18 protein-coding genes are annotated in these 19,043 nt (G+C 41.9%); 6 read left to right on the top strand and 12 right to left on the bottom strand.

The genetic code is table 11. The features are described from left to right. The first annotated feature begins 478 nt into the window (after positions 1-478). Positions 479-1,492, top strand: coding sequence for a diguanylate cyclase (locus VB620_RS05295; RefSeq protein ID WP_323195179.1), 1,014 nt, complete (start codon positions 479-481; stop codon positions 1,490-1,492). Here the strand turns inward: VB620_RS05295 and VB620_RS05290 are convergent. From VB620_RS05290 to VB620_RS05265, 6 genes are all read right to left on the bottom strand, one after another. Then, complete coding sequence (locus VB620_RS05290; protein WP_323195096.1) at positions 1,461-2,153, bottom strand: ATP-dependent Zn protease; 693 nt, start codon at positions 2,151-2,153, stop codon at positions 1,461-1,463. The genes VB620_RS05295 and VB620_RS05290 overlap by 32 nt on opposite strands. Further along, positions 2,150-2,626: a hypothetical protein gene (locus tag VB620_RS05285; RefSeq protein WP_323195095.1), complete on the bottom strand. Its 477-nt coding sequence runs from the start codon at positions 2,624-2,626 to the stop codon at positions 2,150-2,152. The genes VB620_RS05290 and VB620_RS05285 overlap by 4 nt, the downstream gene beginning before the upstream one ends. Before the next feature lie 231 nt (positions 2,627-2,857). Continuing rightward, positions 2,858-3,448 carry an RdgB/HAM1 family non-canonical purine NTP pyrophosphatase gene (gene rdgB / locus VB620_RS05280; RefSeq protein ID WP_323195178.1) on the bottom strand — a complete coding sequence of 197 codons (591 nt, stop codon included), beginning with the start codon at positions 3,446-3,448 and terminating at the stop codon, positions 2,858-2,860. 136 nt (positions 3,449-3,584) lie between these two features. Further along, entirely contained in the window at positions 3,585-5,021 is a 1,437-nt protein-coding gene (locus VB620_RS05275; RefSeq protein WP_323195094.1) for a phosphoglucomutase/phosphomannomutase family protein, read from the bottom strand. A 238-nt stretch (positions 5,022-5,259) separates the two neighbouring features. Further along, on the bottom strand, positions 5,260-6,942 hold the full coding sequence (locus VB620_RS05270) for an alpha/beta hydrolase (RefSeq protein WP_323195093.1): 1,683 nt from the start codon (positions 6,940-6,942) through the stop codon (positions 5,260-5,262). A gap of 262 nt (positions 6,943-7,204) precedes the next feature. Then, positions 7,205-7,579, bottom strand: a complete 375-nt coding sequence (locus VB620_RS05265) for a DUF4870 domain-containing protein (RefSeq protein ID WP_323195092.1) — start codon at positions 7,577-7,579, stop codon at positions 7,205-7,207. 148 nt (positions 7,580-7,727) lie between these two features. Here VB620_RS05265 and VB620_RS05260 point away from each other — a divergent pair, with 148 nt between their 5' ends. Next, entirely contained in the window at positions 7,728-7,988 is a 261-nt protein-coding gene (locus VB620_RS05260; protein WP_323195091.1) for a hypothetical protein, read from the top strand. Positions 7,989-8,316: 328 nt separating this feature from the next. Beyond that, positions 8,317-9,333: a type I glyceraldehyde-3-phosphate dehydrogenase gene (gene gap, locus VB620_RS05255; protein WP_323195090.1), complete on the top strand. Its 1,017-nt coding sequence runs from the start codon at positions 8,317-8,319 to the stop codon at positions 9,331-9,333. A 138-nt stretch (positions 9,334-9,471) separates the two neighbouring features. Here the strand turns inward: gap and VB620_RS05250 are convergent, their stop codons facing one another. After that, positions 9,472-9,603 carry a hypothetical protein gene (locus VB620_RS05250; protein WP_323195089.1) on the bottom strand — a complete coding sequence of 44 codons (132 nt, stop codon included), beginning with the start codon at positions 9,601-9,603 and terminating at the stop codon, positions 9,472-9,474. Between the two features lie 17 nt (positions 9,604-9,620). On the opposite strand from VB620_RS05250, the gene VB620_RS05245 reads away from it, so the two are divergent. Continuing rightward, positions 9,621-10,625, top strand: a complete 1,005-nt coding sequence (locus VB620_RS05245) for a transaldolase (protein ID WP_323195088.1) — start codon at positions 9,621-9,623, stop codon at positions 10,623-10,625. Positions 10,626-10,808: 183 nt separating this feature from the next. After that, on the top strand, positions 10,809-12,029 hold the full coding sequence (locus tag VB620_RS05240; protein WP_323195087.1) for an acetate kinase: 1,221 nt from the start codon (positions 10,809-10,811) through the stop codon (positions 12,027-12,029). A 169-nt stretch (positions 12,030-12,198) separates the two neighbouring features. On the opposite strand, the gene atpC is transcribed toward VB620_RS05240, so the two are convergent. After that, a complete protein-coding gene (gene atpC, locus VB620_RS05235) occupies positions 12,199-12,612 on the bottom strand; it encodes an ATP synthase F1 subunit epsilon (protein ID WP_323195086.1) in 414 nt (137 codons plus the stop codon). A 95-nt stretch (positions 12,613-12,707) separates the two neighbouring features. Further along, positions 12,708-14,156: a F0F1 ATP synthase subunit beta gene (gene atpD, locus VB620_RS05230; RefSeq protein WP_323195085.1), complete on the bottom strand. Its 1,449-nt coding sequence runs from the start codon at positions 14,154-14,156 to the stop codon at positions 12,708-12,710. 632 nt (positions 14,157-14,788) lie between these two features. On the opposite strand from atpD, the gene VB620_RS05225 reads away from it, so the two are divergent. Continuing rightward, on the top strand, positions 14,789-14,965 hold the full coding sequence (locus VB620_RS05225) for a hypothetical protein (protein ID WP_323195084.1): 177 nt from the start codon (positions 14,789-14,791) through the stop codon (positions 14,963-14,965). 38 nt (positions 14,966-15,003) lie between these two features. On the opposite strand, the gene VB620_RS05220 is transcribed toward VB620_RS05225, so the two are convergent. From VB620_RS05220 to VB620_RS05210, 3 genes are all read right to left on the bottom strand, one after another. Continuing rightward, on the bottom strand, positions 15,004-15,942 hold the full coding sequence (locus VB620_RS05220; RefSeq protein WP_323195083.1) for a PEP-CTERM sorting domain-containing protein: 939 nt from the start codon (positions 15,940-15,942) through the stop codon (positions 15,004-15,006). A 542-nt stretch (positions 15,943-16,484) separates the two neighbouring features. Further along, the gene (locus VB620_RS05215) at positions 16,485-17,447 is read right to left on the bottom strand and encodes a choice-of-anchor L family PEP-CTERM protein (protein ID WP_323195082.1); all 963 of its coding nucleotides are present in this window, start codon (positions 17,445-17,447) and stop codon (positions 16,485-16,487) included. 310 nt (positions 17,448-17,757) lie between these two features. Continuing rightward, a complete protein-coding gene (locus tag VB620_RS05210) occupies positions 17,758-18,681 on the bottom strand; it encodes a choice-of-anchor L family PEP-CTERM protein (protein WP_323195081.1) in 924 nt (307 codons plus the stop codon). Positions 18,682-19,043 lie beyond the last annotated feature (362 nt).

The following is a 19,043-nucleotide window of genomic DNA, read 5'->3' as shown; positions in this document are numbered from 1 at the left end:
CCAGGTCTGTATTGATCTCACAACCATCTCATCTAAGTATTTCTGTTTATCTAATGAAAAAGAATCTTAACCTTATGTTAACCTAAAAAACGTTGTTCTGTTTCAATATAAATTTATCAATTTCACAAGTTATCAGAATGATAAAAAAAATAGTTGCTCGTAAGGATATTAATATTCACTTTCATTATACTTTTAATCTGTAAATTTATGTTTCCAACATTTATCAGGTCATTTGGCAAATAATCAAGTGTTAAATTGAATATAATTTGAACCCTAATACTCTTTTTCAATAACTTATATTTATGGAATATATTTTGGAACTATGGAGAATCGCGTAATTTTATTTCCTTAAATAAAAAAATCTAGTCAGCATACGATAGGAATCATCATCCCTTGCAGAAAATCAAATATTAGTAACTTATTTATTGTCAGTTTATCCTGCTGTTGACATTTACAAAATAAGGTATAAAAGATAATGATAAAATGTTCTGTTTTAATTTTTGGTAATCAAGATTTTCTCGCCAAACTTCCCCATCATCTTCTTGATGCTACAGATATTCATTTAGAAGTGATCGTGGATTTACATTTGGCAATATCATACATTCAAACTTCACCTCCGGATGTGATTATTGCACAGGCTAGTATGGATGGGTCGATGAAGATTTGCCGTTGGTTGAAAACTCAGCCGCATTTATACTGGATACACTGTATCATTTTAGAGGATCGTCTAGAACATCTGGCTGCGAGAAGACAGCATGACTGGGACTGGGAATTAAAAACCATGGCCAATGTACTCCAAGAAGGGGCTGATGCTTATATTTGGCAAGCTTCTGAGATCACAAAAGATAGTATCAGTGGATATAATAATCTATTGCTAGCTCAGTTGATGCTGGGTGTACACAAAGCCCAGAAACACCGGGATGTGGTGCAAACAAACAATTTATTGTCAGGGATGGTTTTAGCTGATGCTTTAACAGAGATGAATAATCGCCGTGCTTTGGAATGGGAATTACCGAAACAAATTATTAAAGCCCGGACTAAAACCACTCCTTTGAGCTTAATTATTTTAGACGTGGACCATTTCAAACGAGTTAATGATACCCACGGGCATTTAGTTGGCGATCGCCTGTTACAATTATTGTGTCAACGTTTACGGCAAAATTTGCGTTCTCAAGATACGCCCTTTCGTTATGGCGGAGAGGAATTTGTGGTGATTTTACCTCAAACAAATAATCAGGAGGCTTTGGTAGTAGCACAGCGTCTCAACCGGATAATTGCGGAGGAAGCGTTTAAAATCAACCATCAATTAGCTATTAATATTACAATTAGCTTAGGTTTTGCCACTCTGCAACCAGAGGATGATGTACATGGTTTAAACCTATTACATCGTGCTGATCAATACTTATACCAGGCGAAAGATGCTGGACGGAATCAAGTTGTTGGGCGTGAGTATTGTGCTTCTATTCCCCGTCTGAGAATAGTTTCTTCTTGATCACATCTTGGCAATCTAGCACAGAGGCGCGTTTTTGCATAGATTCGACTAAAGCTTGGTAACTAGACCAATTTGCTTGCAGTAAGGTTTTGGCTTGCAGAAGATGAAATCTTTGTTTCTGTTGAGTCGCTGCGGGGGAAAAACCCAAACCTGCTAAAACTCCGGCTAGCTTATTTTGATCATCAGCCCCACCTTCAGCATTGTCAAATACTAAAGTCTCAGCCACAATACCCGCCATCCAGATTGTACAGTAGCGGTCTAATATTTGGGCGCTGATTGTTCCCTGTTCTAATTGAGTGGCTAATTCCGCATCATCAAAGGTGACACCACCTTGTCCCGGTTGTCCTTGTCTCCAGGCTTCCCAAGCACTGAGTGTATAACCAGTTACAGGAATATCTAAGAGATGGGCTGTCAGCAAGTGACCGGCTTCGTGGTGGATAATGCGATCGCGGTGTTGGGGAGAAAAACCCGCTATCCAGTCTAAAATAATTGTACCGCCCTGACCTTGCAAACTGAAATTATCGAAAGTGGCGATTCCCAAAATAGTAAAGGTAGCAATTGCAGGTACTGCTGGTGACAAATGAATTAATGGCCCCAACAACACCGAAAAAGTCATGAGAAATATCGATATTGCCACTAAATTTAAGGCAGTTTGACTCATTGAGATTCTCTGATTTCTTGACACTTAGCCTCAGCGGCCTGAAAAGCTACTAAATATTCTTCACCACCTAACATCACATTACCATAATACTTGTAAGGTGCTTCGCCATAAATTGGTAAGGGATGATCTTCGGGATAATCTTCTTTTGATTCCTCCACAATGGCTGTTAGTTGCTTCACACTCAAGCTATGGGCGGCGAAGTACCAAAGTGCCGCAGGGTCTGTGTGCAGATGTGGTAGGGTGGGATCAATAATTGTCACCACAGCATCATTGACTGAGGTATCGCTGATTTCTATCCAACTATGTTCGATGGGTTGGTATGCCGTTTCAGCCACCACTAAAAATCCCTGAACATACTTAGCGTTATCTGTAGCTAATACTGCTTTGTAAGCATTATCAAATGTCTGATTAGCTTTGCTTTTGATCTTCTCAGCAATTTCCATTGAAAGTGCTGCATTCAATGCTTTGTTCATCTAGAGGAGAGATTAGAGCGATGACTACAATATAGTATCACTTTAGCTTTTTGTTCATCTGTAGTTTAATTATAGAAATCACTCGATTTGGGATTTAGGATTTTTCCGTCCTCAAGGACGGGGCTTGTACCAAATTGTTTTAATCTATAGCAGGGAACAGGGAACAGGGTTTCATGATCTGTTTCTGTCCTAACTTCCTGGGCGGTTGCTATAAAATCTAAAATCTAAAATCTAAAATCTAAAATTCTCGGTCAGAATTTTTAACTGAGGAATCACAGCCGTTAAAGCTTGACCTCGATGACTAATTGAACCTTTTAACTCCCGCGACATCTCTGCAAAGGTCAATTTGTGTTCGGGAACGTAAAATATCGGGTCATAACCAAAGCCACCCTCACCACGGGGTGAATGCAGAATTTCGCCGCGACAGACACCTTCGGATTCTAAAGCAATTGTACCATCAGGACGGGCGATCGCTACGGCACAAGCAAATTGAGCTTGGCGATTTACAGAGTTAGCTAATTCCCGTAATAACCTCGCAATGCGGTCGGAGTCGCTGTTTCCGTAACGTGCAGAATATACCCCCGGTGCGCCATTCAGGGCATCCACTTGTAAACCGGAATCATCGGCGATCGCCCATTCTCCTGTAGCTTGGGCAATTTGGGAAGCTTTGAGACAAGCATTGGCGGCAAAGGTTTCGCCTGTTTCTTCTACTTCTAATGCTTCGGGTTTGAGGGTTAATTCCCAACCAGAATCAGCGAGATAAGCTTGTAATTCCCGCAATTTACCGGGATTACTTGTAGCGACAACGAGTAATTTCATAATTCGTAATTCGTAGTTCGTAGTTCGTAGTTCGTAGTTCGTAATTCGTAATTCGTAATTCGTAATTCGTAATTCGTAATTCGTAGTTTTAAGTGCTGAATATAAGACTTTTCACATTTTTCTACTCAGCACTTAGGACTTATTCTGCCCAGGTTTTTGCCCAAGCCAAGGTTTGATGCACCTGTTTAAGGGTAGGGGCTTCGCAATATAGACGTAATACTGGTTCAGTACCGCTAAAACGAATCATTAACCAGCTATGGTCAGCTAGGCGGAATTTATAGCCGTCGATGGTTTGGCAATCAATCACAGTTTGACCGGCAATTTCGGTTAATGGTTGGGTTTGTAATTGTTGTAAAAGCCGCGATCGCACATCCATACTAGCTAAGGGTAAATCTATGCGATCGTAGGCGGAGGTAAAACCTGTTTTTTCTTGCAAGGACTGATAATAAGCGCTTAAATCTAAGTCAGATTCCACAATGGCTTCCAGGATATACAAGGCTGAGAGTAAAGCATCACGTTCGGGAATATGACTCCCATAACCGATTCCGCCGGATTCTTCCCCACCTAATAATACATCTGCGGTTAACATTCTGTCGGCGATGTATTTATATCCTACGGGTGTTTCAAAAAGTGGCAAGTTATGCAGTGCGGCGACACGGGGAATTAAATCAGAACCACTGACAGTTTTAACGATTTCACCGCTAAAGTTCCGCCGTTGGGTTAAGTGGTCAATTAAGATGGGGATTAAAATTTGAGAACTTAAAAAGTTGGCGTTACCATCTACTGCGGCGATGCGATCGCAGTCACCATCAAATACTAACCCTACGGCTAAACCGGATGGACTAGTTTGACGATAGTTTTTCATGACTGAGAATAAGCCAGCCAAGTATTTCGGTAAAGGTTCTGGCGCACCACCAGCAAATAAAGGATCACGATCGCTGTTAATTTCTCGGACACCATCCCCCAGTAATTCCGCTAGACCTCCAGCTGCTGCGCCGTGCATCACGTCTGCGAATAATGTGAGTTTCCCAGAGGCGATCGCGCTTTGAATTTTGCTGATATTAACCTTAGCTTTCAGGGCTGTGATGTAACTCAGCCAGGGATTAAACAGTTTCTTTTTCCCAGGTTTCTCCGCAGCCGGTACACCCTCTAATAATAAAGCTTCTATCTCTTTGGTGACTTCCTGCGGTACTGAACCTCCAAATGCACCCTTGACTTTTAACCCTAAATATGATCCAGGGTTATGACTGGCTGTAATCACTAGCGCCCCCAAAGCATTTAAGTCTTTAGCCGCCCAACTAAAGGCGGGAGTTGGGGCATAACTTTCACTGAGTAAAACATCAAAACCCACAGCGCTGACTGTATCCGCCACTGTCTGGGCAAATTCTTCTGCCATAAATCGGCGATCGTAGCCGACAATAATTGTTTTACTATCAACTGTAGAATTATAGGTATTATATAATACTTGTGCTGCGGCTGGGGCAACTAGGGCTAGACGTTCAAAGGTGAAGTCATCACCAATTAAGCCTCGCCAGCCGTCTGTACCAAATTTAACCGAGTTAGCGGCAACTGGCATTGATCTCTCCTCACTGTTTACGACAGGATTTTAGCATTGATCTTTTGGTAAAAATAGGAATTATCTCCACCACCCAGGAGATGAGGATAAAAGCAGATAATTAAACCGTCACAATCACCCCACTCCCAGACACTGATTGCATAACAGATAACAGGCTTGTCCCTCTGATGATTCTTACCATTGAAAGGTTGAGTCTGCCGATAGAAACTTTCTGATGTTACTGTTGACAATTAAATTATTAGGGATTTAACTCCTGTAATTTATGACTTAATTGGTCTGCTGAAAATGAGTTTAATAGACTGAGATTTAAAGGAGGTTGACTAAGATATTCACCATAGGCGGGTTGCAAATACAAGCTATATTCAGGACGATTGAGCAAATGTTGTTCCCAAAAAGCCACATTCAAAGCTTTAAGATAAGAATAAACAGGCGCTGGGTTTGGCCCTAGTAAAGCTGGTGGGATGGGTAACACGTCATTTTCTGGAGTTGCTGGGGCGATCGCACTAAAGTGAGTAGCATTTTCGATTAATACCAAATACTTATTACTGGTAGTCAGCCAAGTAAAAGGGCGCACCTGTTCGGAAACTATTGGAGCAGCAATATCCTGACTAGCTGCAACTATCATCACTGGAATTTTAATTTGGCTGAGTTCACTAGCCCCAAAAATTGAGCTAGATAAAGGATTAATAGCCAATACTGCTTGAATGCGATCATCTTGCAGTTGGTAATCTTGAACTGGTAATTCCGTGACTTGACACTGCAAAAACAGGGACAAATTAAAAGAGGAAATTTTAGGATTACAGTCTTTTTCTAGTTGGGGGAAATTAATTTTTGCTCCTGCTAAACTTAATACAGTGTAACCACCAAAAGATTGACCAATAGCCCCAACTTGCTGGAGATTGAGTTTTCCTTTTAAGTCAGGATTTAATTTTTGCTGAATTTCTAATTGATCTAGTAGAAACTTAATATCTAAAGGTCGGTTGATAAATTCTTTTGCTTCTAACGGTCCTGCTAAACCTGTCAAATAACGTTCCACCCGTTCCGCATTACTACCAGGATGTTCTAATACAGCCACAGCAAAACCGTAGGATACTAGATGTTCAGCTAAATAAGCAAAGGAAGAACGATCTGAAGCCACACCATGAGAAATGACAATCAGTGGAAAGGGCGGTGAGGGCTGTTCTGGGCTGGATGTTGCTGTTGGTAAATAAAGATAGGTCGGTATGGTGCGATCGCGTGACTGATCTCGGAGTATAAATTCTTTTCTCTGCCAAGTAAATTTACCAGGGGATCTTAAATCTGGCTGTTGAGTAAAATTAACTATAGGATTGGTAGCTGTTGCATTTAAGGGAGTAAGTGGTGCAGTTTGGGCGATGGCGATCGCTTCTTGTTGAATCCAAGTCACGACTTTATCCCTTGTCTCTAATACTTGCGATAACTCATCAACTAACTTTAGTCCCTCTGTAAAATTTAATCGCACTGTCGGAGAGGGAAACTGACGTAGCAAATTCAGCACCGTTAACCCTTCAGGATTGTCAGCAGCCAATATCAAAGCACTGCGGAGAGCATAAAAGCCATTTTGCCCAGATTCAGTGCGGAGTAAGCTTCCTAACCGTTGTACAAGGTCTTCCCCTATGGGTGAGTAGGTCACTTGAGATACAAGGGTAGGAGTCACCTTAAACTTCTCCTGGAGTAATTCTCGTAATTGTGCAAGTTGCAGAGGATTAGCGCGATTAGCGTAAAAGGAAAATTCATTGGTAATTTTGCCTTGTTGCGCGAATATTTCTAAAGCCTCAACAGTTAGAGAAAACTCACCATAGGGGGGATAAAAAAAGCTAATCCGTTCAGCCCCTAATCCGGGAGTAGCAGTCGCCAAAATAGATAGTATTCCTATAGTTAGAGATTGCCCCAGTTTTTTCATCTCTTTAATATGATTAACCTTGAGAATAACGATTAAAACACTTCTGCTATTGATGTTGCAGTAGATTCATCTGCATTCAAACTTATGTGAGCTTGATATAGCAATTCTAGTAAAATTGTGAGTCAATATGTAGATAATAATCCTGATCTGAAAGTAATAAAATAAAAATACTTAAAGAATATAATTCCCTCTACTATTAGCCTATACACATAGCGAAATAGAAAAGGGATATTATGCTTGCGCTTTTCGCTTGATCAAAAAATTAAAAAACTCGAAAAATCAACGGATACCGGAATGGTTCATTGGGCTGACTGAAACAGTGCAGTAGCGCTACAATTGTCAATCCCCAGTGTATAGCAAAACCCAATGCAACTACAGGAAAGAATAAAATTCCCCCCAGTCCAAAGGTGAGAAAAGATAGAATCCCAATTGGAACTCCGATTATAGTTGCCCAAAACCAGACATTGAAGTGAAAATTAATTGATTCTTTAGCGTTACTTTTCACCACTGGGTCGTCGGAAATGAAGGTAATGACAATGGGAACGCCAATAGAGAATAATGTTGTACTAAAGAAAATCGCCCCGTGACACAGAGATGAAAGTAATTTACGCTTATCGGGATCATAACTAACTGACATTTTGGTGTTTTCTCAATTAGGTTTACAACTCTTATTTTAACCAAGGCATACTCTATTGAGTATTACTGTTTACCGTACTTTGGCAGCTTTTTAGAGTCTCCTTAAGATAAACTATGATCTAAGGTCTACTTAGAAAAGGTAAGAAAATATGGGTCGCATTAATCCCTACACATTACAAATGCAGATTACCCGGATGTTTGAGCAAGGTCAATCTTTTTTTGCCATCACCAAGGTGCAGGATTGGTTAAAAGAACGCAAACATAACCCTTTAGATTATGAGATTATTTTTCACCAAAAACCCGCGCCCCCTGGCTCTCAGGAGGTTATAGCCATAGAAATTGAACTCCGTCGCCAAGATGGACAGCCTGTAGACCCGTGGTTACAAGAACAAGTTAATCTTCATGGTTGATGTTTGCAGGGAAAACTCTGACGGGCGATCGCCTAATGATAAACTGACTAAATTAAGATCAAGCTGCATAGAATAATTGAACGCAGATGAAAACGGATTTAACGTTATGAATTTAACAGGCGATAGCTTGTTTAGAAAATATAAATTAATCATTCCATTCTCAGTATAGGCTATACCAGCCAACATAAATAGCTAGGACAAACCTTAAAATAAGCCAAGTAAATATGCCTTAGCTAGTTAAGACTGTCAGGATCAAAAGGTAAAGACTAAAAGTCATGTTCTTTTACTTTTCGCCTTTTCTTCAACTCCCACAACAGGAGGTTTAATCTTGACTAGACTAAAAGTTGGTATCAATGGCTTTGGTCGGATTGGGCGACTTGTGCTGCGTGCTGGCATCAATAACCCCAATATCGAGTTTGTGGGGATTAATGACTTAGTACCACCGGATAACCTCGCTTATCTCTTCAAATACGATTCCACTCACGGTCAGCTGAGAAGTAAAGTAGAAGCGAAGCCTGATGGTATTCTCATTGATGGGCATTTTATCCCTTGTATGTCAGTGAGAAATCCGGCTGAGTTACCTTGGGGCAAATTAGGTGTAGATTATGTTGTCGAATCTACGGGACTCTTTACCGATTATGATGGGGCGGCAAAACACCTGCAAGCTGGGGCAAAACGAGTCATAATTTCTGCCCCCACGAAAGAGCCAGATAAAGTGCATACACTGTTAATGGGTGTGAATCATCACCTCTTTAACCCAGCTAAAGATGTGATTGTTTCTAATGCTAGTTGTACAACAAACTGTCTAGCTCCCATAGCTAAAGTCATCAATGATAACTTTGGTCTGACCGAAGGGTTGATGACTACAGTTCACGCCATGACTGCGACTCAGCCAACTGTAGATGGTCCCAGTAAAAAAGACTGGCGTGGTGGTCGAGGTGCAGCCCAAAATATTATTCCTTCTTCTACTGGTGCAGCAAAAGCGGTAGCATTAGTTTTACCAGAATTAAAAGGTAAGTTAACTGGTATGGCTTTTCGGGTTCCCACTCCTGATGTTTCTGTGGTTGATTTAACGTTTAGAACTGCCAAGGCTACTAGTTACCAGGAAATTTGTGCGGCGATGAAACAAGCTGCTGAAGGTCCGCTAGCGGGTATATTAGGCTATACCGATGAAGCTGTAGTTTCCACCGATTTTCAGGGTGATACTCATTCCAGTATTTTTGATGCAGGTGCTGGGATTGAGTTAAATTCTAATTTCTTTAAGGTGGTGGCGTGGTATGACAACGAGTGGGGCTACTCTAATCGAGTGGTTGATTTAATGTTGTCGATGTCAGAGAAAGAATAATTCACTGTTGCTGGTACTTGATTAGAGACGCGATTTATCAATTTGCGATCGCGTCTCTACAAAAGAAATGGCTAAGTTAGGAACAACCAATTTAATCAAAGTGCATTCCATTGGACAGCCAATTTCGGCATAACGCACCTAAAATAGGGCTGTGGCTAATTTTAGCTGGCCAATGTCGGCAATGTTTCCGAAAAATTGCCAAAATTGAAATTCTGAGGAATAGTCGAGAGTGTAAACAAGTAAGGAATTAATTAAGTCCAAAACCAGCACAACTCACGGAGAAAATTATGTCTAAAAATTTACTAGAACAATTACGCCAAATGACCGTTGTGGTTGCGGATACAGGGGATATCAAGGCAATTGAGAAGTTTACACCCCAAGATGCCACTACCAATCCTTCTCTGATTACGGCGGCGGCACAAATGCCGGAATATCAAGAAGTTGTGGATCAAACTTTACTCCAAGCCAAACAAGATGCTGGTTCTAGTGCTAGCCAAGCAGATGTTGTGACTCTAGCTTTCGACCGTTTAGCAGTGGCTTTCGGGCTGAAGATTTTACAAATTATTCCTGGTCGTGTTTCCACAGAGGTAGATGCTCGCTTGTCTTTTGATACTGAAGCGACTCTAACTAAGGCTAGAGAATTGATTGCTCAGTACAAGGCGGCTGGCGTTGACCGCGATCGCGTGTTAATTAAAATTGCCTCCACTTGGGAAGGGATTCGGGCTGCGGAAATTCTGGAGAAAGAAGGTATTCACTGTAACTTAACTTTGTTATTTGGTTTACATCAAGCGATCGCCTGTGCGGAAGCTGGTGTCACCTTAATTTCTCCCTTCGTCGGTCGGATTCTCGACTGGTACAAAAAAGATACTGGACGGGATAGCTATCCAGCAGCTGAAGATCCAGGAGTTCTTTCAGTTACCCAAGTTTACAACTACTACAAAAAATTCGGCTATAAAACCGAAGTTATGGGAGCTAGCTTCCGCAACATTGGTGAGATTACCGAATTAGCTGGTTGTGACCTGCTGACCATTTCTCCAGGACTATTGGGGGAATTGCAAGCAACAACTGGGGAATTACCACGGAAACTTGATCCGGCTAAGGTAACAAACATGAAAATCGAAAAGATATCCCTGGATAAAGCTAGCTATGACAAGATGCACGCTGCTGACCGCATGGCATCTGACAAATTAGCAGAGGGTATCGATGGCTTTACCAAAGCATTAGTTTCTCTAGAAAAACTCTTAGCAGAGCGACTAGCTAAACTTGAAGGAGAAGCAATTGCCAGCCATTAAGGTTTAAACATTAGTTAGTGGTTAGTTGGGAATAGACAACCACTAACAAATTACCACCTCTCGACTATTCAAAGAATTATGCCCGGAATTACTTTTACTTCAGGTAATCAAAATATTTTTGAGATCAGCAACGCCAACTTTTGATCAATCAAAGCCCACAGACCTGAGTTACAAGAAAAGCTAATGAAAATATTAGTATTAAATGCTGGATCGAGCAGCCAAAAGAGTTGCCTATATGAGATTGCAGATCATTTTCTTCCCCAGGAAGTACCCGAACCTCTGTGGTCAGGAAAAGTTAACTGGACTCAAGACCGGAGTGTAGCAGAAATTGAGGTGAAAACGGCTACGGGTGCGGTGCTACAAGAGTCAATCTATGGCGATTCACGACGGGCGCACGTTGCCTATATGCTCTACACTCTTAGTCGCGGTGCTACCAAGGTAATTGATGATATTTCTGAAATTGATGTAGTGGGACATCGTGTAGTGCATGGTGGTCAGGAATACAGAAAAAGTGTGGTAATCACTGAAAAGGTGAAAGAGACCATTGGCAATCTGTCTAGTTTAGCTCCTGCACATAATCCCGCCGCTTTAGAAGGTATAGAAGCTATTGAGCAAAGCTTGGGAGATGTCACCCAAGTGGCAGTTTTTGATACGGGATTTCACGCGACTTTGCCGGATGCAGCCGCGATTTATCCTGGACCCTATGAGTGGGTAGAGCAAGGTATTCGCCGTTACGGTTTTCATGGTATCAGTCATCAATATTGCTCACATCGTGCAGCTCAAATTCTCAACCGAGATTTAGCATCCCTGCGTTTAATTACCTGTCATTTGGGGAATGGTTGCTCTTTGGCAGCAATTAAAAACGGACGCAGTATTGATACTACTATGGGCTTTACTCCCCTGGATGGGTTGATGATGGGTAGTCGTTCCGGTGCGGTTGATCCAGGGATTTTGATTTATCTGTTACGGGAATCGAATTACTCTGCCGAAAGATTAGATTATGTATTAAATAAAGCTTCTGGTTTACGAGGAATTTCGGGTGTATCCAGTGATTTACCCCAGGTGATAGAGGCGATCGCCGCCGGCAACTACCGCGCCCAACTAGCTTGGGATATGTATGTGCATCACTTACGCTCTGGAATTGGTTCTATGCTGACCAGTTTAGGGGGATTAGATGCTTTAGTATTCACCGCAGGGATAGGGGAAAAATCGGCAGGAATTCGCCAAGCCGCTTGCGAAAGTTTAGGATTTTTAGGCTTGAAAGTTGACCCGTCAAAGAATCAGCAACAGCCGGTTGATCAAGATATAGCCACAGCTAACTCAGCTGTACGAGTGTTAGTAATTCGGACTCAAGAAGACTGGGCGATCGCCAAACAATGTTGGCAACTTGTGCAGAAAAAATAGTATAGCAGGGAACAGGGAACAGGAAACTCGCTAATTGTAAGGGTTTCATGATCTGTTTCTGTCCTAACTTCCTTGGCGGTTGCTATACAACTCTGCGAACCTTTGCCTTTAAAAACACCAAGGGGCGGGCATTTTAACCCACCCCACAAAAAAGTATCTATGTCTAAATTTAGACCGAACCACCAGCCGCTTGGAAGCGAGCGCGGGCGCGTTTAAAAGCTTGATTTGCCTGAATTACGGCTTGACGATCATCTGCTGACACTTGATTTAGAAGTGTTTGAGCTTGGTTGAATGCTGCACGAGCATCTTCCAATTTAATTGCATCGCCACGTTCAGCACCATTGACCAAAATTGTCACTTCATCTTCTTCGATTTCAGCAAAACCACCCATAAGGGCGATCGCTTGCCAATCTGCGTTTTTGCTAGCACGGACACGCATCACACCTGTATCCAAAGCCGTCAACATCGGCGCGTGTCCAGTCAGGATACCCAACTGACCAGTAGTACTAGGTAGAACTACTTCTTCAGCCACAGCATCCCATACTGTTTTATCTGGGGAAACTACACGAACGGTTAAAGTCATTTGTCCTTTGTCCTTTATCTGTTATCTTTCATAATTTGTCACTAGCCACCAGTAATTACACCAATGACTAATGACCCATGACTAATGACTAATGACTAACCCTTCATCTTCTCAGCTTTAGCGATCGCTTCGTTAATGTCGCCCACCAAGTAGAAAGCTTGCTCTGGTAAAGCATCCAACTCACCAGACAAAATCATTTTGAAGCCCTTGATAGTGTCTTCCAACTTCACATACTTACCAGGAGAACCAGTAAATACTTCAGCTACAAAGAACGGCTGAGACAAGAACCGCTCTACCTTCCGCGCCCGTGCTACGATCAGACGGTCTTCTTCCGACAATTCATCTAAACCAAGAATAGCGATAATGTCCTGAAGTTCTTTATAACGTTGCAGGGTTGACTGTACAGCACGGGCAGTATTGTAGTGTTCGTCACCGACAATTTCCGGCTGCAACATGGTGGAAGTAGAACCTAAAGGATCAACCGCCGGATAAATACCCTTAGAAGCCAAACCACGAGATAGTACCGTAGTTCCATCCAAGTGAGCAAAGGTAGTTGCAGGTGCGGGGTCAGTTAAGTCATCCGCAGGTACATATACAGCTTGAATCGAAGTAATGGAACCTTCTGTAGTCGAGGTAATCCGTTCTTGGAGTGCGCCTACGTCAGTTCCTAGTGTTGGCTGATATCCCACCGCAGAAGGCATCCGACCCAACAGCGCCGATACTTCTGAACCTGCTTGCACAAACCGGAAGATATTATCAATAAACAGCAACACGTCTTGCTTGTTCACATCCCGGAAGTATTCGGCCATAGTTAAACCCGACAGACCTACCCGCATTCTCGCTCCGGGTGGTTCGTTCATCTGACCGTAAACTAGGGCAATTTTCGATTCATTCAGGTTATCTTTGTTAATTACCCCAGATTCCATCATTTCGTTGTAAAGGTCATTACCTTCACGAGTCCGCTCACCCACGCCAGCAAACACAGATACACCGCCGTGCTGGGTAGCAATGTTGTTAATCAATTCCATCATGATGACGGTCTTACCAACACCCGCACCGCCGAACAAACCAATTTTACCACCACGTCGATAGGGGGTCAGTAGGTCAACAACCTTAATCCCAGTTTCAAACACCGAAGGTTTGGTTTCCAGTTCAGTGAATTTAGGAGAAGGACGGTGAATAGGTAAGGTTTCATCAGAATTCACAGGTCCTCGATTGTCTACAGGTTCACCCAGAACGTTAAAAATCCGTCCCAAGGTCACTTTCCCAACTGGAACGCTGATTGCAGCCCCTGTATCCACAACTTCGAGACCACGCACTAAACCATCAGTGGAACTCATCGCAACACCACGCACTTGGTTGTCGCCGAGAAGTTGTTGAACTTCCACAGTTAGGTTGATTTCCTGTCCCGCTTCGTTGCTACCTTTGATGGTCAAAGCATTGTAGATTTGGGGTAATTTACCGCCAGGAAATTTAACGTCTACAACTGGACCGATAATTTGGGTAATGTAGCCAATGTTTGTTTTTTCTGCTGTGGTGACCATACTGCGCCTAATAATTGAAGCTATATTTCAGTTGACATACTCCCCTTGTGAGCAACAAAGGGATTTTTAGAGGATGTTGTTCGGTAGGCTAAAGCCTCACCTTTCCACCCTTGTTCCTGTTTCTTTGACTCTTAACTAGACTGTTACCAGTGTTTGTCAGACCGTCTCCACAGGCAATTTTGTCTACGCTGCGTCCCAGCGCCAAGGTCCCTCTGTTACGGATCACCTTTTAGAGAACAAGCGTTAACTATCAACTTACGATGTTGATCTAGTCTTTGTGCTTACCCAAAGCACAACTCCAGATTTGGGGACACGGGTCTAAAGTGTGTTCAATTAGCTGGCTCTGCTTTTTTGTGGGCATAGCTTTCTACTCGTAAGTTAAAGTTAGCACTGTTGGCTCACCCCCTACAAAATCATATTCTAGTTTGTAGAGAGTGTCTCTCCAGGAGAAACAACAGGCTTTAATCTGTTGCGTCGAGTTTCATCCCCTGCTTTAAAAACGGGGGTTCTCACTCTTCCATAGTTTTTTGATAGGGTCTTGGAAGACATAAGATTATGCAATGTCATCTTTCACTCTAGCACCGGACGGGTACACAACTCCCTTAGTAATTCCTTAAAAAAGGGAATGGGGTGTGGGAGGTGTGGGAGGTGTGGGAAGTGTGGGAGGTGTGGGAGGTGTGGGAGGTGTGGGAAGTGTGGGAGGTGTGGGAAGTGTGGGAAGTGTGGGAGGTGTGGGAGGTGTGGGAAGTGTGGGAAGTGTGGGAGGTGTGGGAGGTGTGGGGAAAACAAAAAACTGCCATGTCTGTTAATGGCAGTCAAAGTCTTTTTTAATTACATGGGTAATGGATTATGCTTTAGCAGCAGCTTTGTATTGTTGTTTGCGCTTCAACCCTGCGCTGGCACCAAAAGCACCGAATGCTAACAAACCTAATATAGTGGTAGGTTCAGGAACAGAAGTGGGTCTTGGCTCAACTGGGTTTTCGGGGTTTTCGGGGTTTTCAGGGTTTTCATTCTCAACGATGATTGTACCTCCCCTAGCTCTGAAGAGATAGCGACTATCTACGTCAGTGTTTCTTCTGTTGGCAATCAAACTATTAGGGCCTCCATCCAGGAAAGCACCATTAATGGCTGACCCAGGTAACTCGAAGAAACTACCAGGATCACCAGTACCATTAGAAAAGCCAACGCGAGCAGAGTTACCGCCTAAGCCACCGCTACCGTCAGAAGCGTCGCCAGTTTCCCATTCAATCTGGTCGTAGTTGAATTCTATATCAAACTCGCCTACGCCAATATCAGAACGATCAATCAAGACTAGCTGAAAACTGTTCAGTTTGTCTGCTGCTGAGGGGAAATAGCCCACGTCAACATAGTTAACTCCAAAGGCATTACGACCATCGACAATCCCTGTACCATAAGTCACTTCATTGGAAAGAGGATTACGAGTGTCCACATCAGCGAAGAATGGTGCAATAATTTGCCTTCCCGTGCTGGTTAGGTCAAAGGGAGTGTATGTGCCTAACGGTTGATCAAAAGTAATGTTACCGTTATTGTTAACGTAAGCTTGGTCAAATTGTAGACCAAAGAAGTTGGCGGTAAATCCGAGATCCACAATGCCAGTGGAGCCATCATCGTTACGCGGTAGTGTGTTCGCATCGAATAAACCTGGTCTGACTGCGGCTCCATAAGCAGTTTGAAGAGAGCTAAGACTCAGGACACTTACCATTGTGGCTAGTCCTAGAATTTTGCTGAGGCTGCCTTTATATTTAGCTTTCGTGCAATTGTTCATGATTTTTTTACAACTGTAGACACAATGATAAAACTCCGGTTTTCTCAACCAGTAGTACCAAATACCAACAGGATAGAAACATGAGATGTAGTGTTTTGTTCTACTCAATCATATTTTTTACCTGTCTTTAATCATAGATTACTGCTGGATATCTTTTTTTGATACAATTATAATGTATATTTACATAATAAATATATAACAAAGTCAAATTTACAAATCACTATAATTTAGGTTATCTAAGGATTAAACTGTAATTGTTTGGCTAAATAGCTCCTATAGACAATTTTTTGTTTGTGAAGATTTTGTGTTGATATGGTTAAGGTTAAAAATACTTGTGTTCATTAGCTGATGATGAGATTAAGTAGAATCTAGCAAGTTCAGATGTAGATGGTGCGATCGCCATATTTCATAATCTTTTTGCCATTGATAAAATTGGAGATGCAGATTTCTCTTGCAGCTAGTCTGTGAAAGTTGCAAATAAAAAACTGCCTTGTTTGTTGGCAGTTAGAACTTTTTTCAATTAAATCAGTGATAGATGCTAATTAATAAGCAGCTTTGGATTGTTGTTTCCGCTTTAACGCTGAACTAGCACCAAAAGCACCGAATACCAACAAACCCAACATCGTTGTGGGTTCAGGAACAGAAGTTGGTCTTGGATCAACTGGAGTAACTGGAGGAACTGGAGTAGAAGAAAAAGTACCGCTTTCAATAAATACTGCTGAATCAAATATCCCATCAACTGTATCTGCGATCGCCAGTTTAATACTATTTGTCGCGCCGGGAACTAATCCAGTAGCTTGAGCCGTGAATACTGTGGTAAAACCATTAAATCCATTATTGAAATTCCCTGAGTTATTGTCGTTGAAAAACTCAGAGTTGGTAGCCGCAGTATTAGTATTGGGGGATTGTGGATTTGGGTTCCCACCATTAACAGTATTAATGGAAACTGGGGTGGTAGTTCCAGGGATTAAGGCAACATTTTGGCCGTTGACAAAGAAAGCAAATACATCATTAAACTGACTATTCACATACACAGGATATTCTTGTGATGCAAAAGCGTAGTTGAAAAAGAGATCACCAGTTTGTGAGATAAAATCAAATTCCAGAACACTGGAATCAAAAGTATCCGCATTATTAAGCAAGCTGCTTAAGTCGTCATCCCCTGATACAAAGTTATTTACTCCTAATGACGGAACATTTTGTCCTGGTTCAATGGGAAGCGGTATCACTGGTCTCTGTGCTTGTTCAGCGTCACCAGTGGTCAGAATAATACCGCTATCTATCCCAATTCCTGAAGATAAGCCATTGGTGAAAATTCCAGATGCATTGGCTGCGCCTGTGTATGTAGGATTGGAAAAATTTATACCTCCACCCAAAATGTTGTTAATTAAAGCGTTCGGGTCATTATTTGTCTCGACTGTCAGGGCGTGAGCGGGAACTGTGGCTATACTTAATCCTAGTAATGTGAATGCACTGTGTGACAAAAATTTCGTCAATGAGTTCATTGTGATTTTCTCCCCAATAACTGTGAACTTGGAAAATAGACGTACATCTAAAATGCTTTTAGTGTAGCTTTCAGCCAAATTTAGCACAAAATCTGTTTATTACTAGAGTAATATTAGTGTCAAGCTGCGATCGCACATACTGAAAATCAACTAAATTTCTTCAGGTTTCCCACAGCCAAGATGTCTTGAATTGATGGAGTCATAGGTGGTTTTCTCTGCGCCTAAATAACATTTTTTGAATCTTCCCAGAAAAAAACTGCCATGTCTTTTAATGGCAGTCAAAATACTTAATAAATTAAATTGTGATGGACTATGCTTGACTAACAGCTTTTTTCTGTTGTTTGCGCTTCAACGCTGAACTAGCACCAAAAGCACCTAATGCTAAAAGACCTAAAGTAGTAGTAGGTTCAGGAACGCTGGTTACTGGGCCTCCTCCATTTCCTCCGTTTCCTCCGTTTCCTCCGTTTCCTGGATCTCCTAAATCAGCAGCCTCAATAAACACAGCAGTATCACCCAACCCATCACCTGTATCTGCAATTACCAGTCTCAGTGTATTGGTAGTATTGGGAGTTAATCCTGTAGCTGTAGCAGTTAATACTTGAGTGAAACCAGTGTATCCAATATTCAAACCATCTGTGAGTCTGAACAAATCAGAATTAGTGTTAGCATTGATAGTTCTTACGGAAACTGGTGTTTGAGTGCCAGGAATTAAGGCGATATTGTTTTGTGCCTCGTTACCATTCACAAAGAAACCAAATATATCACCGAAAGCACCGCCAGCCGCAGGATATTCTTCTGATGCCAGAACATATCTAAAATCTACTGTATCTGTTGTGGGGACAAACTCGAATTGTAGAGAAGTGGCATCAAATGTCCCCCCAGGAATCAAGGCTGTTAAGGCTGGATCTCCTGCTAATCCGTTGTTTTCTCCTGGCGGTATCTGCCCTTGAAGCGCTGGATTGACTGCCAAATCAGCGTTCCCCGTACTCAAAATGATACCGGAATTTATACCAAAAATAGCCAAGCCATCGGTGAAAGTACCAGCAGCATTAGGTGCGCCGATGTAATTAGGAGTAGTAATTTGAGCTTCGGTATCGGTATCAAAAATTCCACCTGCTAAAACAGCAGCGTCAGTATTTGTGGTGATAACAAAAGCTTGAGCCGGAACTGTGGCTAGACCTAAACCGACCAATGTGAATGCGCTGTGTGACAAAAGTTTTGTCAATGATTTCATTGTGATTTTCTCCCGATAACTGTGAACTTTAACAATGGAGCAATATCTAAACTGCTTTGCTGTGAAGGAGGGGAACTAGGGAATCTCCATGTTCCAGGTAAATTCCTCAATAATTTAAATTATTATCCCAACTTTTGGTAACAGCAGATATATTTTAACTTGATGAAATTTTACTTGGTGACTTTTTTTTATTAATTTAAAATTATCATCAGTGTATCACTCTACTTGTCAATGTGTGATTTTTGTCAGTATGATCCGGAAACTTTATCTAAAAAATATATAATCAGGGAGAGTTCATATAGTAGCTCAATTATATTAAGAGTAAAGACTATGGAGATTTTATGTCTGTGATTTTTATGAAA

This window comes from Nodularia harveyana UHCC-0300, assembly GCF_034931085.1.
Classification (GTDB): domain Bacteria; phylum Cyanobacteriota; class Cyanobacteriia; order Cyanobacteriales; family Nostocaceae; genus Nodularia; species Nodularia harveyana.
Note: the sequence above shows the minus strand (reverse complement) of the source record. Positions and strands in the feature narration are given on the sequence as shown.